Consider the following 19828-nt stretch of genomic DNA (forward strand, 5'->3'; position numbering starts at 1 on the left):
AGGCCGCGATAGGCCCCGGGGAGCTGCCAACTGAGCTTTGATCCGGGGGTGTCCGAATGGGGAAACCCGGCAGTCGTCATGGGCTGTCACCCATGCTTGAACACATAGGGCATGTGGAGGGAACGAGGGGAAGTGAAACATCTCAGTACCCTCAGGAAGAGAAAACAACCGTGATTCCGGGAGTAGTGGCGAGCGAAACCGGATGAGGCCAAACCGTATGCGTGTGATACCCGGCAGGGGTTGCGCATGCGGGGTTGTGGGAATGAGCTTGATCGGTCTGCCGGCCGGTCGGCGAGTCAGAAACCGTTGATGTAGTCGAAGGACATGCGAAAGGTCCGGCGTAGAGGGTAAGACCCCCGTAGACGAAACATCAGCGGCTTGCTTGCTCATCTCCCAAGTAGCACGGGGCCCGAGAAATCCCGTGTGAATCTGGCGGGACCACCCGCTAAGCCTAAATATTCCCTGGTGACCGATAGCGGATAGTACCGTGAGGGAATGGTGAAAAGTACCGCGGGAGCGGAGTGAAATAGTACCTGAAACCGTGTGCCTACAAGCCGTGGGAGCGTCGCCGTTGTTCTTCGGAGCAACGGTCGTGACTGCGTGCCTTTTGAAGAATGAGCCTGCGAGTTAGCGGTGTGTAGCGAGGTTAACCCGTGTGGGGAAGCCGTAGCGAAAGCGAGTCCGAATAGGGCGATTGAGTTGCACGCTCTAGACCCGAAGCGGAGTGATCTAGCCATGGGCAGGTTGAAGCGGAGGTAAGACTTCGTGGAGGACCGAACCCACCAGGGTTGAAAACCTGGGGGATGACCTGTGGTTAGGGGTGAAAGGCCAATCAAACTCCGTGATAGCTGGTTCTCCCCGAAATGCATTTAGGTGCAGCGTCGTGTGTTTCTTGCCGGAGGTAGAGCACTGGATAGGCGATGGGCCCTACCGGGTTACTGACCTTAGCCAAACTCCGAATGCCGGTAAGTGAGAGCACGGCAGTGAGACTGTGGGGGATAAGCTCCATGGTCGAGAGGGAAACAGCCCAGAGCATCGACTAAGGCCCCTAAGCGTACGCTAAGTGGGAAAGGATGTGGAGTCGCAGAGACAACCAGGAGGTTGGCTTAGAAGCAGCCACCCTTGAAAGAGTGCGTAATAGCTCACTGGTCAAGTGATTCCGCGCCGACAATGTAGCGGGGCTCAAGCGTACCGCCGAAGTCGTGTCATTGCAGCAATAGGGCCAACGCCCGCTGTGATGGGTAGGGGAGCGTCGTGTGCCGGGTGAAGCAGCAGCGGAAGCTAGTTGTGGACGGTTCACGAGTGAGAATGCAGGCATGAGTAGCGATACACACGTGAGAAACGTGTGCGCCGATTGACTAAGGGTTCCTGGGTCAAGCTGATCTGCCCAGGGTAAGTCGGGACCTAAGGCGAGGCCGACAGGCGTAGTCGATGGACAACCGGTTGATATTCCGGTACCCGCTTTGAAACGCCCAATATCGAATCAGGCGATGCTAAGTCCGTGAAGCCGTTCCGGACCCTTCGGGGAAAGGAAAGTGGTGGAGCCGACGAACCAGACTTGTAGTAGGTAAGCGATGGGGTGACGCAGGAAGGTAGTCCAGCCCGGGCGGTGGTAGTCCCGGGGTAAGGGTGTAGGCCGAGGGGTAGGCAAATCCGTCCCTCATTAAGGCTGAGACCTGATGCCGAGCCGATTGTGGTGAAGTGGATGATCCTATGCTGTCGAGAAAAGCCTCTAGCGAGTTTCATGGCGGCCCGTACCCTAAACCGACTCAGGTGGTCAGGTAGAGAATACCGAGGCGTTCGGGTGAACTATGGTTAAGGAACTCGGCAAAATGCCCCCGTAACTTCGGGAGAAGGGGGGCCATCACTGGTGATCGGATTTACTCCGTGAGCTGGGGGTGGCCGCAGAGACCAGCGAGAAGCGACTGTTTACTAAAAACACAGGTCCGTGCGAAGCCGTAAGGCGATGTATACGGACTGACGCCTGCCCGGTGCTGGAACGTTAAGGGGACCGGTTAGTGCGCTTTCGGGCGTGCGAAGCTGAGAACTTAAGCGCCAGTAAACGGCGGTGGTAACTATAACCATCCTAAGGTAGCGAAATTCCTTGTCGGGTAAGTTCCGACCTGCACGAATGGCGTAACGACTTCTCGACTGTCTCAACCATAGGCCCGGTGAAATTGCACTACGAGTAAAGATGCTCGTTTCGCGCAGCAGGACGGAAAGACCCCGGGACCTTTACTACAGTTTGATATTGGTGTTCGGTTCGGCTTGTGTAGGATAGGTGGGAGACTGTGAAGCGGCCACGCCAGTGGTTGTGGAGTCATCGTTGAAATACCACTCTGGTCGTGCTGGATGTCTAACCTCGGTCCGTGATCCGGATCAGGGACAGTGTCTGATGGGTAGTTTAACTGGGGCGGTTGCCTCCCAAAGGGTAACGGAGGCGCCCAAAGGTTCCCTCAGCCTGGTTGGCAATCAGGTGTTGAGTGTAAGTGCACAAGGGAGCTTGACTGTGAGACCGACGGGTCGAGCAGGGACGAAAGTCGGGACTAGTGATCCGGCGGTGGCTTGTGGAAGCGCCGTCGCTCAACGGATAAAAGGTACCCCGGGGATAACAGGCTGATCTTCCCCAAGAGTCCATATCGACGGGATGGTTTGGCACCTCGATGTCGGCTCGTCGCATCCTGGGGCTGGAGTCGGTCCCAAGGGTTGGGCTGTTCGCCCATTAAAGCGGTACGCGAGCTGGGTTTAGAACGTCGTGAGACAGTTCGGTCCCTATCCGCTGTGCGCGTAGGAATATTGAGAAGGGCTGTCCCTAGTACGAGAGGACCGGGACGGACGAACCTCTGGTGTGCCAGTTGTCCTGCCAAGGGCATGGCTGGTTGGCTACGTTCGGGAGGGATAACCGCTGAAAGCATCTAAGCGGGAAGCCTGCTTCAAGATGAGTATTCCCACCTCCTTGAGAGGGTAAGGCTCCCAGTAGACGACTGGGTTGATAGGCCAGATGTGGAAGCCCGGTAACGGGTGAAGCTGACTGGTACTAATAGGCCGAGGGCTTGTCCTCAGTTGCTCGCGTCCACTGTGTTAGTTCTGAAATAACGAACAGCTGTGTTCATGCCAGCGTTCAAATTTCATAGTGTTTCGGTGGTCATAGCGTTAGGGAAACGCCCGGTTACATTCCGAACCCGGAAGCTAAGCCTTTCAGCGCCGATGGTACTGCAGGGGGGACCCTGTGGGAGAGTAGGACGCCGCCGAACAATCATTGCGGGAAGCCCCGCACCAAACCCTCGGGTTCGGTGCGGGGCTTTTCTGCGTTCACCGGCACGTGCGAGATCGTCTCCCATGCCACGGCAGCCGGCCGCGCTGGCAGTACTGGACGCAGTCGGCCGTCCCGCGCCCCGACGCTTCGCGGCGCGACACGCGGAAGGGCTCCTGCCCCGGCCGTGCACCCTCACGGCCGAACCTGCGGTCGGCGCGGGCGGGTGACCGGGCTGGAGGTGGGGCGGGGCGGCGAGCCGAGAATCTTCCGCCGTTCCTCCGTTCACCAGCATCGGGTTGCCGTGGACCTGCACTGACGGCTCGTAGGGTTGGGGGTATGGGCTATGACCTCGTCATCTTCGACAACGACGGCGTACTGGTGGACAGTGAGCCGCTCGCCAACAGCGTCCTCGCCGGGTACCTGACCGAGCTGGGGCACCCGACCACGTACGAGGACTCGCTCCGCGACTACATGGGGGCCGCCGTGCAGCGGGTGTACGACCTCGTCCTCGAACGGACCGGGGAGCGGCTGCCCGAGGACTTCGACGCGACGCTGGTCGCGCGGACCGTCGCCGCGTTCGAGCGGGAGCTGAAGCCGGTCGCCGGCATCGAGGACGTGCTCGGGGCGCTGACCGCCAGCGGGGTCGGCTACTGCCTGGCCTCCTCCGGCAGCCACGAGCGGATCAGGGCCGGGCACTTGGCGGCGGGGATCGACGGGTGGTTCGAGGAGGAGTGGATCTTCAGCGCCGAGGACGTGGGCCAGGGCAAGCCGGCTCCCGACCTGTTCCTGCACGCGGCACGGCAGATGGGCGTCGAGCCCGCGCGGTGCGTCGTCATCGAGGACAGTCCCCGCGGGATCCAGGCCGCCGTGGCCGCCGGGATGGACGTGTACGCGTACACGGCGATGCTGCCCGCGGACGAGCTGCCCGGGGCCACCGGGTACTTCGGGGACATGATGCAGGTCCCGCTGCTCCTCCAACTGCCTGTGTGATCGCTCTACCCACGGGTAGCCCCGGGGCCTACGCTGACGCGCCATGACGGATGATGTGCGGCTGCGGCGCGGCCGGGGCGCTCTGGGGTTCAGTTTCTTCGCGCAGGGCGTCGCCTTCGCGTTGCTCGTGACCCGGATCCCGGCCATCCAGGACCGGTACGGGATATCCGACGGGCTGCTGCCCGCCTTCCTCGCCGCCGTGCCGATCCTCGCCGGCGTGGCGAGCGTGGCCACCGAGCACCTGGTGAAGCGGGTGGCGCCCAGCGTCGTACTGCGGTGGGCGCAGCCGCTCGTGCTGCTGTCCCTGCTGGGTGTCGGTACCGGCGGCCAGATGTGGCACGTGGCGGTGGCCCTGGGGGCGTTCGGGCTGTCGGTGGGTGCGCTGGACGCCTCGATGAACATGCTCGGGGTCAGCCTGCAGCGGGCGTACGGGCGCAGCATCATGCTCGGCTTCCACGCCGCGTACAGCCTCGGCGGGATCCTGGGTGCGTCCGCCGCGTGGGCGGGGGCGCACTGGCACCTGAGCCTGTTCGCCGGCTATCTGCCGGCCGTGGCCGTGCTGGTGCCGCTCGTGCTGCTGACGAGCAGGCGCTACGTGGACGGGACGGGCGCGGGGGAGGTGCGGGAGAAGGGGCTGGGCAGCGGCGGTTTCAAGCTGCTGCTGCCGCTGTGCCTGGTGATGGCGTGCGCGTACATCGGGGACTCGACGGTGGCGAACTGGAGTGCCAAGTACCTCCAGGACGTGCTCGGGAGCTCGGAGCAGATGGCGACCGTCCCCTACAACGTCTACATGGTGACCACCCTCATCGGGCGGGCCGTCGGGGACCTGGGCGTGCGCCGCTTCGGGGCCGCGGCCGTGGTGCGGGGCGGGACGCTGGTCGCCGCCGCCGGCTTCGCCGTCGTCGCGGCCGCACCGGGGGCGTGGGTGGGGATGCTCGGCTTCACCCTGCTGGGGATCGGGCTGTGCGTGATCGTGCCGCAGACCTTCGCCGCCGCCGGGAGGCTGTTCCCGGGGAGCTCCGACACCGCCATCGCCCGGCTCAACATCTTCAACTACGTCGGTTTCCTGATCGGGTCGCCGCTCGTCGGCGGGATCGGTGACGCCTGGAGCTACCGGGGCGCGATGCTGGTGCCGATGGCCCTGGTGCTGGTGACACTCTTCTACGCCCGCTCGTTCGGCTCCGACGGCGCCCGATACGGTGTCCGGCATGAGCGGCCGCGGGTTGTTGATGTGGGACGAGGCGGTAACGAGGTATGACTTCGGACCGAGCCATCCGATGGACCCGGTGCGCCTGGCGCTGACCATGGGCCTGGTGCGCGCCTTCGGGCTGGACCGGGCGATGGAGGTACGGGCGGCGCCGGCGGCCGGGGACTCGACCCTGCGCCTGGTCCACCGGGAGGACTACGTCGCCGCGGTGCGCGAGGTGTCCGCCGACCCGGGGACCGCCGACGGGTCGTACGGACTGGGCACCATGGACGATCCGGCCTTCCCCGGCATGCACGAGGCGTCGGCGCTGATCGCCGGGCAGTCCGTGGCGGGTGCGGAGGCGCTCTGGAGCGGGGACGCCGAGCACGCGGTGAACTTCGCGGGCGGGCTGCACCACGCCATGCCGGGCGGGGCGGCCGGTTTCTGCGTCTACAACGACGCGTCGCTGGCGATCGCCCGGCTGCTGGAGCTGGGGGCCGAGCGGGTCGCCTACGTGGATGTGGACGTCCATCACGGGGACGGCGTGCAGGCGGCCTTCTGGGACGACCCGCGGGTGCTGACGATCTCGATGCACGAGCATCCGCGGACGCTGTTCCCGCAGACCGGCTGGCCGGAGGAGACCGGCGGGCCGGCGGCGGAGGGGTCGGCGGTGAACATCGCGCTGCCCGCCGGGACCGGGGACGAGGGCTGGCTGCGGGCCTTCCACGGTGTCGTGCCGGAGCTGCTGGCGGACTTCCGGCCGCAGGTGCTGGTGACCCAGCACGGGGCCGATACGCACTTCGAGGACCCCCTCGCCCACCTGGCGGTGTCCCTGGACGCCCAGCGGGCCGTCCAGGAGTCCTGTCACCGGCTCGCGCACGAGTACGCGGACGGCAGGTGGCTGGCACTGGGCGGCGGCGGGTACGCGGTGGTGGACGTCGTACCGCGGTCGTGGACGCACCTCGTGGCGATCGCCGCGCACCGGCCGGTGGACCCGGAGTCGGCGGTCCCGGCGTCGTGGCGGGAGGAGGTGTACGCGCGGACGCGGCAGCCGGCGCCGGCCCGGATGACCGACGGGCGGACGCCGTCGTGGCGGGACTGGGCCGCGGGGTACGACCCGGCGGACCGCACGGATCAAGCCGTTCTCGCCACGCGGCGGGCGGTCTTCCCGCTGCGCGGAATGCTGACCTGACCCCTTCTGGATGACCTTGCTGCATCGTTACGCCAACGGTGGGGCTGTTCGCCGGAATTGATGACCTGCCAGATGTGTTGGGGGCAGCATCGGAGGGTGTTGAGCACCGGCGCGCTGCGTGCGCATCTGCTGGCCGCCCGGTTGGCCGGGCCCGTCGCCACCTCCCGGGAGGAGAGCCTGCGCAGTTACCGGCTGTTCGCGGCGCGCGATCCGCGGGTGATGCTGGGGCTGGATCCGGAGCGGGGCTGGGGCGAGGGTGACCTGCTGAGGCTGATGGCGGACAAGTGCGGTGTCTCGGCGGACCCGGCGCACGTCAGCGGGCCGGACGTGATCGACCCGGAGCGGACCGTGGCCGCGCTGGAGGCCTTCGCGGGGCGGTTGCGGGAGGCGGCACAGGCGCGGTCGCCCGTGCTGTTCGGGACCGGTCACCCGCATCGGCTCCTGGGCTTCTACGCCGGTTTGGCCGAGGCCATGTCGGCGGCGGGATGTGTTGTCCTCACCCCGGCGCAGGGGGTGAGTGTCGACATGGCGACCCGGTTCGGCGTACGCACGTACCGCATCGAATACGTACGGGGGGTCGCGCTGGTGCGGGAGCCCGGCGCGCGGGTACCGGGGGGTGCGACCGGCGTGCACACCCATTCACCACTGCCGGTTCGGATCGCGCTGGGGGCCCTCGCGGACGCCGGCGGGCCGCTGCCGGAGCTGGTCGTGGGGGATCACGGGTGGGTCTGCGGCGCAGGTCAGCTCGGTGTGGAGGCGATCGGGCTGGCGGACACGGACGATCCCGCGCTGTTCGTGGGGGAGGCCGAGGGGCGGGTCTCGGTGGCCGTTCCGCTTGATGACGCGGTGCGAGCGGACTACTACCGACCGCTTACGCGCTACGTGCTCGGCCGGGCGAGTCTGACGCGGCGGCAGGAGTGGCCGTAGCTCCTCTTCCCCACTCGTATCACGCGCCCCTACTCTGGGAGTGAGCGTGCGACGACAAGGAGTAACCGGAGGGGAAGCCGGTGCCCGTCATGCGCGGAAGGTCAAAGGTGTGTCATGGCTGCTGGCGAGAGGCCTCTCAGCGAGGTTCAGTTCCTGACCGTGGCGGAGGTTGCCTCGGTGATGCGAGTGTCGAAGATGACCGTGTACCGGCTGGTGCACAACGGTCATCTGCCCGCAATCCGGGTGGGCCGGTCCTTCCGGGTCCCCGAAAACGCGGTCCACGAGTACCTCCGAGAGTCCTATGTGGGGGTGGAGTCGGCCTGAGACTGACCCCGGCACGCCCTCGGATTACAAGCTCAGAGCTCGGGACGGTAGGCTAGGCCGACGTAGGTCGTGTGGGCCCCGACGCCCCGCACCGAATGAAGAGAAGTGAGCGAGGGTAGTCGTGGGCTCTGTTATCAAGAAGCGGCGCAAGCGGATGGCTAAGAAGAAGCACCGCAAGCTGCTCAAGCGCACCCGCGTCCAGCGCCGTAACAAGAAGTAAACGGCAGCTGTACGTGTTTTCCGCAGCCCCTCCACCATCCTGGTGGAGGGGCTGCGGTGTAGCCGGGGGACTTCTTCGAGGGAGGCGCTGAGCTCGTGGGGAAGGTCGTACTCGTCACCGGGGCAGCCCGGCAGTTGGGCGGCCGCTTCGTGCGCCGGATCCAGCGTGACCCGGAGGTCGAGCGGGTGATCGCGGTGGACGCGGTGACACCGCCGCACCGGCTCGGATCGGCGGAGTTCGTCCGCACGGACATCAGACAGTCGGCGATCGCCCGCGTGCTCGCGGAGCACGCCGTGGACACGGTGGTCCATCTGGCGGTCACCGGGGGCGTCGCGGGCGTCGGCGGCGCGCGCAGCGCGGTCAAGGAAACGAACGTCATCGGGACGATGCAGCTCCTCGGGGCCTGCCAGAAGTCGCCGACGGTACGACGGCTCGTGGTGAAGTCCAGTACCAGCGTGTACGGGGGCACCTCCCGGGATCCGGCCGTCTTCACCGAGACCACCGAACCGAAATCGCTGCCCGCGGGCGGCTTCGCCAAGGACGCCGCCGAGGTCGAGGGATACGTACGCGGCTTCGCGCGCAGGCGGCCGGACGTCGCGGTGTGCGTGCTGCGGTTCGCGAACATCCTGGGGCCCTTCGCGGACTCGGCCCTCGCCGAGTACTTCTCGATCCCGGTGATGCCGACCGTGCTGGGCTACGACCCGCGGCTGCAGTTCGTGCACGAGGACGACGTGCTCGACGTACTGCTGCTCGCCGCACAGGAGCCCAGGCGCGGGACGTTGAACAGCGGGACCTTCAACATCGCGGGTGACGGCGTGCTGCTGCTGTCGCAGTGTTCGCGGCGGTTGGGGCGGCCCACGATGCCGCTGCTGCTGCCCGCGCTGACGTGGGTGGGTTCCGCGCTGCGGGCGGTCGGGGTCACCGACTTCTCGGCGGAGCAGATGAGGCTGCTCACGCACGGCCGGGTCGTGGAGACCTCGCAGATGCGGGAGGTCCTCGGCTTCGAGCCGCTCTACACGACCGCCGAGACCTTCGCGGACTTCGCGCGGAGCCGGGGGAGCGGGCTGCTGCCGCCGGAGCGGGTCGGGCGGGCCGTGGACCGGATGGCGGCCATGCTGGGGGCAGACGGGCCCGATGTCGACGCAGACGCGGTTGAAGGAGCGAAGCGATAGTGGCGGACGCCAAGGTCATTCCGTTCGACGAGGACCGGCCGCGCCGGCGGATCCCGCGCCGGGTGCGTGCGGTGTCCGCTCCCGAGCCGGTGGAGCAGCAGCCGCCCGCTCCCGAGCCGGCGCCCGAGCCGTCTGCGGCGGGGCGCGGTGACGGCTGGGACCGGCGGATCGCGGGCGGGCTGGCCTTCCTGCGGCGGCGGATCACCGGGGACTACGAGGTCGACGAGTTCGGCTACGACAAGGAACTGACGGACCAGGTCCTGATGTCCCTGATGCGGCCGCTGTACGACAAGTACTTCCGGGTCGAGGTCCGGGGGATCGAGAACATCCCGGCGGAGGGCGGCGCGCTGATCGTGGCCAACCACTCCGGGACGCTGCCGCTGGACGGGTTGATGCTCCAGGTCGCCGTGCACGACCGCCACCCGGCACAGCGTCACCTGCGGCTGCTGGCGGCGGATTTGGTGTTCATGCTGCCGGTGGTCAACGAGCTGGCCCGGAAGGCAGGGCACACCCTGGCGTGCGCGGAGGACGCGCAGCGGCTGCTGGAGGCCGGGGAACTCGTCGGTGTGATGCCGGAGGGCTTCAAGGGGATTGGGAAGCCGTTCGGGGACCGGTACAAGCTGCAGCGGTTCGGCCGGGGCGGGTTCGTGTCCACGGCGCTGCGGGCGGGGACGCCGATCGTGCCGTGCTCGATCGTGGGGGCGGAGGAGATCTACCCCATGGTCGGCAACGCGAAGACGCTGGCGCGGCTGCTGGGGGTCCCGTACTTCCCGATCACGCCGACTTTTCCGTGGCTGGGGCCGTTGGGGGCGGTGCCGTTGCCGACGAAGTGGACGATCCAGTTCGGCGAGCCGATTCCCACCGCGGGTTATGCGGCTGAGGCGGCGGAGGATCCGATGCTGATGTTCAACCTGACGGATGAGGTGCGGGAGCAGATCCAGCACACGCTGTACAAGCTGCTGGTGCAGCGGCGGTCCGTGTTCTTCTGACCCGCCGCGTTCTCCTGACCCGCCGCTGAAGGACTGAGGCGGGGCTGCCGTGGGCAGCCCCGCCTTTCCTCTACTCCGCGTCCTCCGCGCCCAGGCCCAGGCCCGGGAGGATGCCCGGGAGGAGGGGCGGGAGGGTGATGTCCGGGTTGACCTGCTCCGGGGTGCCCGAGGGAGGCGGGGCCGACTGTCCCGTGGGCGGGTTGAGCAGGTCGCCCGTACCGCCCAGGAGGCCGCCGACCGGTGGCCGGGTGCTGCCCGAGGGGGACGGCGCGGGGCTGCCCGAGGGCGTCCCTGCGGCCGGGGCGGACTGCTGCGCTCCGCTGGGGGCGCCCGGCTTGTGGGAGGAGCTGCCGGGGGGTGTGCCGGTGCCGCGGGTCTGCTCCGGGGTCTTGGGGAGCAGGCTCTGGAGCGGCGCCACGTCTTCGTCTATGGCCTGGAAGACCGACTCCACCTCACCGCCCACGTCCGTGAGCTGTGCCGGGAGCCTCTCGCGGAGCTTGCCCCACGCGTCGCGGTGGGAGCGGGAGAACGACGACAGCTTCTGGATCGGGCCCAGTGAGCCGTCCCGTTCGTACGCCGCCTGGAGGAGCCGGTGGCCCTCCTCCGCGTCGTGCTTCACGCCCGCCAGGGCGCGGCGGATCTCGCCCAGGGACTCGTGGTCCAGGTCGCCCAGCCTGCCCCGTTCCATCAGCCTGCGGGCTTCCGACAGACGGTTCGAGGCCTGGTCGAGGTAGAGCTCGCCCCGGTCCGCGTCGTCGTCGGCCATCCCCAGCTTCAGGTCCTCCATGCCCCGCTTCACGGGGTAGAGGTGGTCACCGGGCAGGGCGTCGGAACTGGCAGCGGCCACTCCGCTGAAGGCCCCCGCGGCCACACCCACGGTGAGGCCGCCCGCTGCGATGCCCTTGGACCAGCGGGAGCGGGGCCGCAATTTCCGGAGCGGGGTCGCCCGGTGGGCGCCGCGGCCGGTCCGCTGCTCGGGCACCTGAGGGTCCGAGGCGGCACCGCCCCCGGCCCTCTCTTCCAACACCATGGCCTCCATGGCGGCAACGAGCTGGGCTCGCTGCACCACCTTGACCTCGGGGTCCAGCACCGGGCGCGGCATTCTTTCGCCGAGCACGTTCGCCAGGGCCAACAACCGGTCGTGGTCGGCAGGTTCGGCAGGTGCCTCGGACTGCTCGGCCGCCGGGTCCGGTTCCGAAAGAGCGGACGGGGTCCGATCCTCCAGGGCCTGGGCGAAGGCGTTCGCCCGCCGGTGCGGAGTCACGTTCGCGATCACTGGCGGCACCTCCTCTCGTCATGACGATCGACTCCCCAAGGTGTCCGGAAGGTTGCCTTGCTTGAGCACATCCACACTTTCGAGTGAGCGGCTCGGGGCAGGGCGTGTCCACAGGGAGTCTGCATTCCGCACAACGAGCGTCGCGGCACTTGGGTTACGGACGAAGGATGATCGGACCACAGCGTCATCGAGGGGTCACCGGATGTATGTGAGGTTGTGTTGATTTGTGAGGGGGGTCAGCGGGCGTCGTCGGGGAGGAGGCGGGCCAGGGTGCGGACCGCCCGGTACTGGAGCGTCTTGATGGCTCCTTCGTTCTTTCCCATGACCCGGGCCGTCTCGGCGACCGAGAGGCCCTGCAGGAAGCGCAGGGTCACGCACTCCTGCTGCTGCGGATTGAGCTTCCGCACGGCCTCCAGCAGGGCCGCGTTGGAGAGGGACTCCAGGACGGAGTCCTCGGGGCTGCGCTCGACCTCGTTGGCGTCGAGCATCTCCCCGGTGGTGACCTCCAGCCGGAAGCGGCTGGACTTGAAGTGGTCCGCCACCAGGTTGCGGGCGATCGTCACGAGCCAGGCGCCGAAGTCGCGGCCCTGCCAGGTGAAGGTGGAGATGCGGCGCAGGGCGCGCAGGAAGGTCTCGCTGGTGAGGTCCTCCGCGGTCGCCTTCCCTCCGACCCGGTAGTAGATGTAGCGGTAGACCGTGTCGCTGTACTGGTCGTAGAGGCGGCCGAAGGCGTCGGCCTCGCCCGCCTGGGCTCGTTCGACCAGGTCCATCATGCGGGCCTGATCGCTGTCCGCCGTGGGGCGGCGGGGGGTGGCCTGGGCGCTCGTGCCGGCGGTGCCGTTCGAGCCCCCGGCCGCGCGGCCTCGTCTGCCCACCGTCGCTCCGCCGTCGGTCAGGGCATAGCAAGGACCGGCCGGGCCGATACCGGCGGGGACCGCGGCGGCGAAGGCGGGAACGGCGTACGCGGTGGGGACGAAGCCGCGCAGGTGGTCGAGGACCGTTGCGCGCAGCTGAGCCAGGCCCGAGGCGTCAACCCCGACAGGTGGGTACACGGGACTCCCAGAGGCAGAGCTTCCATCACGTGCAGTGCGGGACCGTTCACCCGTCGTGGCGACAGATGGCCGGTGGCATGCGTTTGAGGAGAATAACGCTTCGTACAGGCAGTGCTACACCCAGTTGCTCAAATCGCCGGTTCCGACACTTCTGTTGCGTGTCGAGGGCATATTCAGTCGCTGTTGGTGATCGATTCTTGATCACTTGGGTGCGCGGAATGGACGCTTCCAAGGGGGGCCGCGACCGGGTCGGGCAGGCCGGAGTGCCGCGCCGGGGGCGCGGGTAAAGGTGAGCGAATGCCCGGGGCCGCGCCGCGGGGCCGCCGCGCGCGGGGCGGCGGGGCCCGGGCCTGCCGTTGTTACTTGCGGCGGCGGTGCAGGGCGATGGCGGCGGCCGCGCCGCCCGCGATCGCGCCGACGCCGGCGGCCGCCGGGACGCCGACCTTCACGGCCTTGCGGCCGGTCCGGTAGTCGCGCAGCCGCCAGTCGTTGGTACGGGCATGCTTGCGCAGTTTTGTGTCCGGATTGATCGCGTACGGATGTCCGACCAGCGACAGCATCGGGATGTCGTTGTGCGAATCGCTGTACGCGGCGCAGCGCGCGAGGTCCAGCCCCTCGGCGGCGGCCAGGGCGCGGACCGCCTCGGCCTTGGCGGGGCCGTGCAGCGGCTCGCCGACCAGGCGGCCGGTGTAGACGCCGTCGACGGACTCGGCGACGGTGCCCAGGGCTCCGGTCAGGCCCAGCCGGCGGGCGATGATCGTGGCCGTCTCCACGGGGGCCGCGGTGACCAGCCACACCTTCTGGCCGGCGTCGAGGTGGGCCTGGGCCAGGGCGCGGGTGCCCGGCCAGATCCGCTCGGCCATGTACTCGTCGTAGATCTCCTCGCCGATGGCCATCAGCTCGGAGACCTTGTGGCCCTTGACGATGGACAGGGCGCTGTCGCGGGCGTCCTGCATGTGCTCGGGGTCCTCGACCCCGGCGAGCCGGAACCAGGCCTGCTGCCAGGCGAAGCGGGCGAGTTCACGGCGTTGGAAGAACTCGCGCTTGTAGAGGCCGCGGCCGAAGTGGAAGATCGCGGCGCCCTGCATGACGGTGTTGTCGAGGTCGAAGAAGGCGGCGGCGAGGTCGTCGCCCGCGACGGGGAACTCGGGCTCGGCCGGGGGCTCTTCCCGGGGCGCCTCGATCGCGGGTGCCTCGATCTCGGCTTCGGCCTCGGCTCCGGCCAGCGCCGTCTTGCGGGCGGCCTCCGCCGAGGCCTCGCCTGCAAGCACGCTCCGCGCGGTTGCGGAGCGTCTACGAGGGGTGAGCCATCCGAGAGCGGCCATGCGGCGAGCATAGCCACTGTGTTCGGTACTTCCCGAACCGATGGGAAACGGAGGCGTTAACACTTCGGGAGAATGAAGCCATGAGCCCTTTGTTGCGCCGTAAGGAAAAGAAGCGTCCCGGCGAGCGGATGGTGACGCTGATCGGGAAGCCCGGGTGTCACCTGTGCGACGACGCCGAGGGGGTGGTCGCGGAGGTCTGCGCCGAGACCGGAGCACGGTGGGAGAAGAAGGACATCTCGCAGGACGAGGAGCTCTACCGGCTGTACTGGGAGCAGATCCCGGTGGTGCTCGTCGACGGCGAACAGCACACCTTCTGGAGGGTGAACCCGGACCGGCTCCGGCGGGCATTGGAGGCCTGACCTCCTTCCCGGTTACCATCATGGGCGATTTGTGGGATCTCGGGGGCGTATCTGTGAGGAGTGTGCACGGTTTTGCCCCCTTTGGGATTTGAACGGGTTCGACGTGCGGCCGGTTCCGGGTTTACGTGCCGAGGTCGCGTGACCCCGGTCACTTTGCTCGGACAAAGCGGACACAATCTTTGTGCACGCGTTCACAAAGGCATAGCCTGCTGTCGACGGGGCGGTCTTGGGACAAGTGACCGCCTGCAGCCCCGCTCATCCCGCAGGAGCATCGTGGCAACTGGCCGAACTCACCGACCGGCGACCCGCAGCCGAGGTATTCCCGAGGCCACTGTCGCCCGGCTTCCGCTGTACTTGCGTGCCCTCACCGCGCTCTCCGAGCGATCGGTGCCCACGGTGTCCTCCGAGGAGCTCGCAGCCGCCGCCGGAGTCAACTCCGCGAAGCTGCGCAAGGACTTCTCGTACCTCGGTTCCTACGGCACCCGCGGCGTCGGCTACGACGTCGAATACCTCGTCTACCAGATCTCCCGTGAGCTCGGCCTGACCCAGGACTGGCCCGTCGTCATCGTCGGCATCGGCAACCTCGGCGCCGCGCTCGCCAACTACGGCGGTTTCGCGTCGCGCGGGTTCCGCGTGGCCGCGCTGATCGACGCCGACCCGGCGATGGCCGGCAAGCCGGTGGCCGGCATGCCCGTCCAGCACACCGATGATCTGGAGAAGATCATCGAGGAGAACGGCGTCTCGATCGGTGTCATCGCGACGCCGGCCGGTGCGGCCCAGCAGGTCAGCGAGCGGCTGATCGCCGCCGGGGTCACCTCCATCCTGAACTTCGCGCCGACCGTGCTGTCCGTGCCCGACGGCGTGGACGTGCGCAAGGTCGACCTCTCCATCGAGCTCCAGATCCTGGCGTTCCACGAGCAGCGCAAGGCCGGCGAGGAAGCGGCCGCCGCTGCCGCCGGCGGCTCCTCCGGGGGCGGCGCCGCCCCCGCCGCGGCCGTCGTGCCGCCGGCCGGCCGCGCGGCCGCCGAGGCGCGCAAGGGCAACCCCGAGGGCGACCACCCGGCGGTGATGCCGGCATGAGTCTGCTCGTCGTAGGGCTGAGTCACCGCAGCGCACCCGTGAGCGTCCTGGAGCGGGCCTCGCTGTCCGCGGACGCCAAGATCAAGCTGCTGCACGACACCCTCGCCGCGGAACCCGCGGCGGAGGCGGCGGTGCTCGCCACGTGCAACCGGATCGAGCTGTACGCGGACGTGGACAAGTTCCACGCGGGTGTGGCCGAGCTGTCCACGCTGCTGGCCCAGCACAGCGGGGTGGCTCTGGAAGAGCTCACTCCGTACCTGTACGTGCACTACGAGGACCGGGCGGTGCACCACCTGTTCTCGGTGGCGTGCGGGCTGGACTCGATGGTCGTGGGCGAGGGGCAGATCCTCGGCCAGATCAAGGACGCGCTGGCGCTGGGGCAGGAGCTGCACACCGCCGGCCGGCTGATCAACGACCTGTTCCAGCAGGCGCTGCGGGTGGGCAAGCGGGCGCACTCGGAGACCGGGATCGACCGCGCGGGCCAGTCGCTGGTGACCTTCGGGCTGGAACAGCTCGCCGGGGTTCGTGTGCCGGTGGGCGAGTGGGCCGCCGGCAAGCGGGCGCTGGTCATCGGGGCCGGGTCGATGTCCTCGCTCGCGGCGGCGACGCTGGCGCGGGTCGGGGTCGCCGAGATCGTGGTGGCGAACCGGACCGCCGATCGGGCGGAGCGGCTTGCGGAGATTCTGGTTGCCTCGGGCACCGGGGTCGCGGCGGTGGCGATCTCCATGGCCGGGGTGGCCGATGAGCTGACACGAGTCGACGTGGTGGTGTCCTGCACGGGTGCCACCGGGCTGGTGCTGACCGCCGATGACGTGCTGGCCGCCATGTCCTGGGGCGCCGGTGGGCTCGCGCCGGCGGAGCAGGAAGAGGCCGGGGCTGCGCCCCAGGCCTCCCAGGGGCTCCGCCCCCGGACCCCCGCGCCTCAAACGCCGGCGGGGCTGGGAGATCGGGGCTCCGCCCCGGACCCCGCGCCTCAAACGCCGGCGGGGCTGGAATTGGCGGGGCTGGATGTGTCCGCCGGGGTGGATGCGGCCGTCATCGCGCGGCTCGTCGCTGCTGCCCGGGACGGGGGCCGGCTGGCTGACGCCGGGGCTGCTCGGACCATCAGTGCCCCCGTCGAGGCCGACGGGTGTCCTGTGGGGCCCGACGGGCGGGCCGCGCTGACCGGGGTCGACGCCAACTCCCTCGAACTGCACGGGACCTGGGCCGATCAGGGCGAGGCCGCCGCGCAGCGGCAGCCGCGCAGGAGCGCCCGTACGCAGACCGACGCGACGGCCGTCCGGCTCGCGCTGCTCGACCTGGCCATGCCCCGGGACATCGATGCCGCCGTGCACCGGATTCCCGGCGTGCGGCTCGTCGACATCGAAAGCCTGGCCGAGGCGTCCGCCGACGCCCCGATGGCGGCCGACGTCGACGCCGTGCGCGGCATAGTCGCGGAGGAAGTGGCCGCCTTCGGGGCCGCGCAGCGGGCCGCGCACATCACGCCCACCGTGGTCGCCCTGCGGGCCATGGCGGCCGAGGTCGTGGCCATGGAAGTGGCGCGGCTCGACGGGCGGGTCCCCGACCTCGACGAACGGCAGCGGGCCGAGGTCACCCAGACCGTGCGCCGCGTCGTCGACAAGCTCCTCCACGCGCCGACCGTGCGCGTCAAGCAGCTCGCCAGCGAGCCCGGCGGCGCCGGGTACGCGGAGGCACTGCGCGAACTCTTCGACCTCGACCCTCAGACGGTTGCTTCCGTCAGCCGGGCGGACGCGGCCGATCCGATGAACGACGACGACCCAGGACGGGCATCATGAACACACGTCCCGACCAGCCGCTGCGGCTCGGTACGCGGCGGAGCAAGCTGGCCATGTCCCAGTCGGGGCACGTCGCCGACGCGGTACGGGCGATCACCGGCCGGCCCGTCGAGCTCGTGGAGATCACGACTTACGGCGACGTCTCGCGCGAGCACCTCGCGCAGATCGGCGGGACGGGCGTGTTCGTCACCGCCCTGCGCGACGCGCTGCTGCGGGGCGAGGTCGACTTCGCCGTGCACTCGCTGAAGGACCTGCCGACCTCGCAGCCCGACGACCTCGTGATCGCGGCCATGCCGCGCCGCGAGGACGCGCGGGACGCGCTCGTCGCGCGGGACGGCCTGACCTTCGAGCAGCTGCCCGACGGTGCCCGGATCGGCACCGGGTCGCCGCGGCGCACGGCGCAGCTCAACCACCTGGCGCTGTCGCTCGGCAAGCGGATCGAGACGGTGCCCATCCGCGGCAACGTCGACACCCGGATCGGCTTCGTCCGCGACGGCGAGCTCGACGCCGTCGTGCTCGCGGCCGCCGGCCTCAACCGGATCGGTCGCGGTGACGAGGCGACCGACCTGCTCTGCGTCGACAACGTCCTGCCGGCCCCCGGCCAGGGCGCCCTGGCCGTGGAGTGCCTCGCGTCCGATACGGACCTCATCGCCGCGCTCGGCGAACTCGACGACCCGTTCACCCGGGCCGCCGTGACCGCCGAGCGTTCTCTGCTCGCCGCCCTGGAGGCCGGATGCAGCGCACCCGTGGGCGCGTTCGCCGATCTGCTGGCCGACGGCCAGATTGTCAATGAAATGCGCCTGCGCGGCGTCGTCGGAACCCTCGACGGCTCGACGCTGGTGCAGCTGTCCACCACCGGTCCCGTGCCCCAGTCGTACGACGAGGCCATGGCTCTCGGCCGCGAACTCGCGGACGAGATGCTGGCCAAGGGCGCGGCCGGTCTGATGGGGGAGCGATCGCTTTGAACCCCTCAAGTCCGACCACCTCCGCTTTTCCGGCCGTCGCCGCCCACGGACGCGTCACCTTCCTCGGTGCCGGCCCCGGCGACCCGGGTCTGCTGACGCTGCGCGCCGTCGAGGCGCTCGCCGCCGCGGACGTACTGATCGCGGAGCCCGAGGTGCTCGAGGTCGTACGGACGCATGCGCGCGCGGGTGTCGACACGCCGCAGCTGACGATTGCTGACGAAGTGTCAGCAGCCGCCGGGGTCCCGGTGATCCGGGACGCGGCCAATCTTGTCATGGAGGCCGCACGCTCCGGCAGGCGGGTCGTGCGTGCCGTCACGGGCGACCCCGGGCTCGACGGCAACGCGGCCGAGGAGATGCTCGTCTGTGCCACCGCCGGCATCCCCTTCGAGGTGGTGCCCGGTGTGGCGACCGCGGTGGGCGTGCCCGCGTACGCCGGTGTCCCGCTGCGCGACAAGCAGGGCGCGGACGTCCGGTTCGTCGACGCGAAGACCGCCTCGGCGCGCTGCTGGAGCGAGGTCGGCGCGAGCGACGGGATCCTCGTCGTCTCCGCGACGCTGGAGACCGTCTCGGCGGCCGCCGCCGAGCTGGTGAGCGCCGGGCGCAAGCCCGACACCCCGCTGACGGTGACCGTCGCCGGCACCACCACGCGGCAGCGCACCTGGTCCGCGACCCTGGGCACGATCGCCCAGGTGTTCAAGCAGGGCAAGGTGCTCCCCTCGCCCGAGGGCGCCCGGCCCGTCATAGCCGTGGTCGGTGAGCACAGCGCCGCCGCGCGGCGCGAGGACCTGGCCTGGTTCGAGTCGAAGCCGCTGTTCGGCTGGCGGGTCCTCGTACCGCGCACCAAGGAGCAGGCCGCCTCGCTCTCCGACCAGCTGCGTTCGTACGGCGCGGTACCGCACGAGGTGCCGACCATCGCCGTGGAGCCGCCGCGCACCCCGCAGCAGATGGAGCGCGCGGTGAAGGGCCTGGTGACGGGCCGCTACGAGTGGATCGCCTTCACCTCGGTCAACGCCGTGAAGGCCGTCCGCGAGAAGTTCGAGGAGTACGGGCTCGACGCCCGTGCCTTCGCGGGCATCAAGGTCGCCGCGGTGGGCGAGCAGACCGCGGCCTCGCTCGTGGAGTTCGGCGTGAAGCCGGACCTGGTGCCGAGCGGGGAGCAGTCCGCGGCCGGACTGCTGGAGGACTGGCCGCCGTACGACCCGGTCTTCGACCCGATCGACCGCGTGTTCCTGCCGCGGGCCGACATCGCGACCGAGACGCTGGTCGCCGGGCTGATCGAGCTCGGGTGGGAGGTCGACGACGTCACCGCCTACCGGACCGTGCGCGCGTCGCCGCCGCCGGCGGACACGCGCGAGGCGATCAAGGGCGGCGGTTTCGACGCCGTTCTCTTCACGTCGTCGAGCACCGTGCGGAACCTGGTGGGCATTGCCGGCAAGCCGCACAACGTGACCGTCATCGCCTGTATCGGGCCGGCGACGGCCAAGACGGCGGAGGAGCACGGGCTGCGGGTCGACGTGCTGTCGCCGGAGCCGTCGGTGTCGAAGCTGGCGGAGGCCCTCGCCGAGTACGGTGCGGCGCGGCGCGAGGCGGCCAAGGAGGCCGGCGAGACGGTGTTCCGGCCGAGCGAGCGCCGGCCGGGGGCGCGGCGCCGCCGTACCACCTAGCGGTGGGCTGAGCGGAAACGAGTACGAGGGTGGGGTCCGGCGCTGGTGCGTTGGG

16 protein-coding genes and 2 rRNA genes (1 of these 18 only partly in view) are annotated in these 19828 nt (G+C 69.2%); 15 read left to right on the forward strand and 3 right to left on the reverse strand.

Features of this window, described 5'->3' with window-relative positions; all coding sequences use genetic code 11:
• The 10 genes from OG332_RS25285 to OG332_RS25330 form a co-directional block, all read left to right on the forward strand.
• A 23S ribosomal RNA gene (locus OG332_RS25285) occupies nucleotides 1-3061 on the forward strand (it extends 62 nt beyond the left edge of the window).
• 76 nt (nucleotides 3062-3137) lie between these two features.
• A 5S ribosomal RNA gene (gene rrf, locus OG332_RS25290) occupies nucleotides 3138-3254 on the forward strand.
• 338 nt (nucleotides 3255-3592) lie between these two features.
• Entirely contained in the window at nucleotides 3593-4246 is a 654-nt protein-coding gene (locus tag OG332_RS25295; protein WP_327415626.1) for an HAD family hydrolase, read from the forward strand.
• Between the two features lie 43 nt (nucleotides 4247-4289).
• On the forward strand, nucleotides 4290-5504 hold the full coding sequence (locus OG332_RS25300; RefSeq protein WP_327415627.1) for an MFS transporter: 1215 nt from the start codon (nucleotides 4290-4292) through the stop codon (nucleotides 5502-5504).
• Entirely contained in the window at nucleotides 5455-6624 is a 1170-nt protein-coding gene (locus tag OG332_RS25305) for an acetoin utilization protein AcuC (protein WP_327415628.1), read from the forward strand. Before OG332_RS25300 ends, OG332_RS25305 begins: the two co-directional genes overlap by 50 nt.
• A gap of 96 nt (nucleotides 6625-6720) precedes the next feature.
• The gene (locus OG332_RS25310; RefSeq protein WP_327415629.1) at nucleotides 6721-7551 is read left to right on the forward strand and encodes a phosphatase; all 831 of its coding nucleotides are present in this window, start codon (nucleotides 6721-6723) and stop codon (nucleotides 7549-7551) included.
• 114 nt (nucleotides 7552-7665) lie between these two features.
• Complete coding sequence (locus OG332_RS25315) at nucleotides 7666-7875, forward strand: helix-turn-helix domain-containing protein (protein ID WP_008738568.1); 210 nt, start codon at nucleotides 7666-7668, stop codon at nucleotides 7873-7875.
• A gap of 121 nt (nucleotides 7876-7996) precedes the next feature.
• Nucleotides 7997-8095 (forward strand): 30S ribosomal protein bS22, encoded by a 99-nt coding sequence (locus OG332_RS25320; RefSeq protein WP_003948845.1) that lies wholly within the window; start codon nucleotides 7997-7999, stop codon nucleotides 8093-8095.
• Nucleotides 8096-8190: 95 nt separating this feature from the next.
• Nucleotides 8191-9267 carry an NAD-dependent epimerase/dehydratase family protein gene (locus OG332_RS25325; protein WP_327415630.1) on the forward strand — a complete coding sequence of 359 codons (1077 nt, stop codon included), beginning with the start codon at nucleotides 8191-8193 and terminating at the stop codon, nucleotides 9265-9267.
• Nucleotides 9267-10256 (forward strand): lysophospholipid acyltransferase family protein, encoded by a 990-nt coding sequence (locus OG332_RS25330; RefSeq protein ID WP_327415631.1) that lies wholly within the window; start codon nucleotides 9267-9269, stop codon nucleotides 10254-10256. Before OG332_RS25325 ends, OG332_RS25330 begins: the two co-directional genes overlap by 1 nt.
• A gap of 70 nt (nucleotides 10257-10326) precedes the next feature.
• Here the strand turns inward: OG332_RS25330 and OG332_RS25335 are convergent, their stop codons facing one another.
• The 3 genes from OG332_RS25335 to OG332_RS25345 all read right to left on the reverse strand — a co-directional run bounded on the left by OG332_RS25335 (nucleotide 10327) and on the right by OG332_RS25345 (nucleotide 13909).
• Nucleotides 10327-11532, reverse strand: a complete 1206-nt coding sequence (locus OG332_RS25335; RefSeq protein WP_327415632.1) for a DUF5667 domain-containing protein — start codon at nucleotides 11530-11532, stop codon at nucleotides 10327-10329.
• Between the two features lie 236 nt (nucleotides 11533-11768).
• Nucleotides 11769-12584 carry an ECF subfamily RNA polymerase sigma factor, BldN family gene (locus tag OG332_RS25340; RefSeq protein ID WP_327415633.1) on the reverse strand — a complete coding sequence of 272 codons (816 nt, stop codon included), beginning with the start codon at nucleotides 12582-12584 and terminating at the stop codon, nucleotides 11769-11771.
• A gap of 359 nt (nucleotides 12585-12943) precedes the next feature.
• Nucleotides 12944-13909, reverse strand: a complete 966-nt coding sequence (locus OG332_RS25345) for an HAD family hydrolase (RefSeq protein WP_327415634.1) — start codon at nucleotides 13907-13909, stop codon at nucleotides 12944-12946.
• Nucleotides 13910-13989: 80 nt separating this feature from the next.
• On the opposite strand from OG332_RS25345, the gene OG332_RS25350 reads away from it, so the two are divergent.
• The 5 genes from OG332_RS25350 to OG332_RS25370 all read left to right on the forward strand — a co-directional run bounded on the left by OG332_RS25350 (nucleotide 13990) and on the right by OG332_RS25370 (nucleotide 19773).
• Entirely contained in the window at nucleotides 13990-14268 is a 279-nt protein-coding gene (locus tag OG332_RS25350; protein WP_327415635.1) for a glutaredoxin family protein, read from the forward strand.
• 273 nt (nucleotides 14269-14541) lie between these two features.
• Nucleotides 14542-15348, forward strand: a complete 807-nt coding sequence (locus OG332_RS25355) for a redox-sensing transcriptional repressor Rex (RefSeq protein ID WP_327415636.1) — start codon at nucleotides 14542-14544, stop codon at nucleotides 15346-15348.
• Nucleotides 15345-17144: a glutamyl-tRNA reductase gene (locus OG332_RS25360; RefSeq protein WP_327415637.1), complete on the forward strand. Its 1800-nt coding sequence runs from the start codon at nucleotides 15345-15347 to the stop codon at nucleotides 17142-17144. Before OG332_RS25355 ends, OG332_RS25360 begins: the two co-directional genes overlap by 4 nt.
• Nucleotides 17141-18109 (forward strand): hydroxymethylbilane synthase, encoded by a 969-nt coding sequence (gene hemC, locus OG332_RS25365; protein WP_327415638.1) that lies wholly within the window; start codon nucleotides 17141-17143, stop codon nucleotides 18107-18109. Before OG332_RS25360 ends, hemC begins: the two co-directional genes overlap by 4 nt.
• On the forward strand, nucleotides 18106-19773 hold the full coding sequence (locus OG332_RS25370; RefSeq protein ID WP_327415639.1) for a bifunctional uroporphyrinogen-III C-methyltransferase/uroporphyrinogen-III synthase: 1668 nt from the start codon (nucleotides 18106-18108) through the stop codon (nucleotides 19771-19773). Before hemC ends, OG332_RS25370 begins: the two co-directional genes overlap by 4 nt.
• The last annotated feature ends 55 nt before the right edge of the window (nucleotides 19774-19828 follow it).

The sequence above is a fragment of the Streptomyces sp. NBC_01233 genome (genome assembly GCF_035989305.1).
Lineage (GTDB): Bacteria > Actinomycetota > Actinomycetes > Streptomycetales > Streptomycetaceae > Streptomyces.

Excerpts from the sequence above, each read along its gene's own strand:
- OG332_RS25295 (WP_327415626.1), top strand. The coding sequence starts at position 3,593 with ATGGGCTATGACCTCGTCATCTTCGACAACGACGGCGTACTGGTGGAC.
- OG332_RS25300 (WP_327415627.1), top strand. The coding sequence starts at position 4,290 with ATGACGGATGATGTGCGGCTGCGGCGCGGCCGGGGCGCTCTGGGGTTC.
- OG332_RS25305 (WP_327415628.1), top strand. The coding sequence starts at position 5,455 with ATGAGCGGCCGCGGGTTGTTGATGTGGGACGAGGCGGTAACGAGGTAT.
- OG332_RS25315 (WP_008738568.1), top strand. The coding sequence starts at position 7,666 with ATGGCTGCTGGCGAGAGGCCTCTCAGCGAGGTTCAGTTCCTGACCGTG.
- OG332_RS25345 (WP_327415634.1), bottom strand. The coding sequence starts at position 13,909 with ATGGCCGCTCTCGGATGGCTCACCCCTCGTAGACGCTCCGCAACCGCG.
- OG332_RS25350 (WP_327415635.1), top strand. The coding sequence starts at position 13,990 with ATGAGCCCTTTGTTGCGCCGTAAGGAAAAGAAGCGTCCCGGCGAGCGG.
- OG332_RS25360 (WP_327415637.1), top strand. The coding sequence starts at position 15,345 with ATGAGTCTGCTCGTCGTAGGGCTGAGTCACCGCAGCGCACCCGTGAGC.
- hemC (WP_327415638.1), top strand. The coding sequence starts at position 17,141 with ATGAACACACGTCCCGACCAGCCGCTGCGGCTCGGTACGCGGCGGAGC.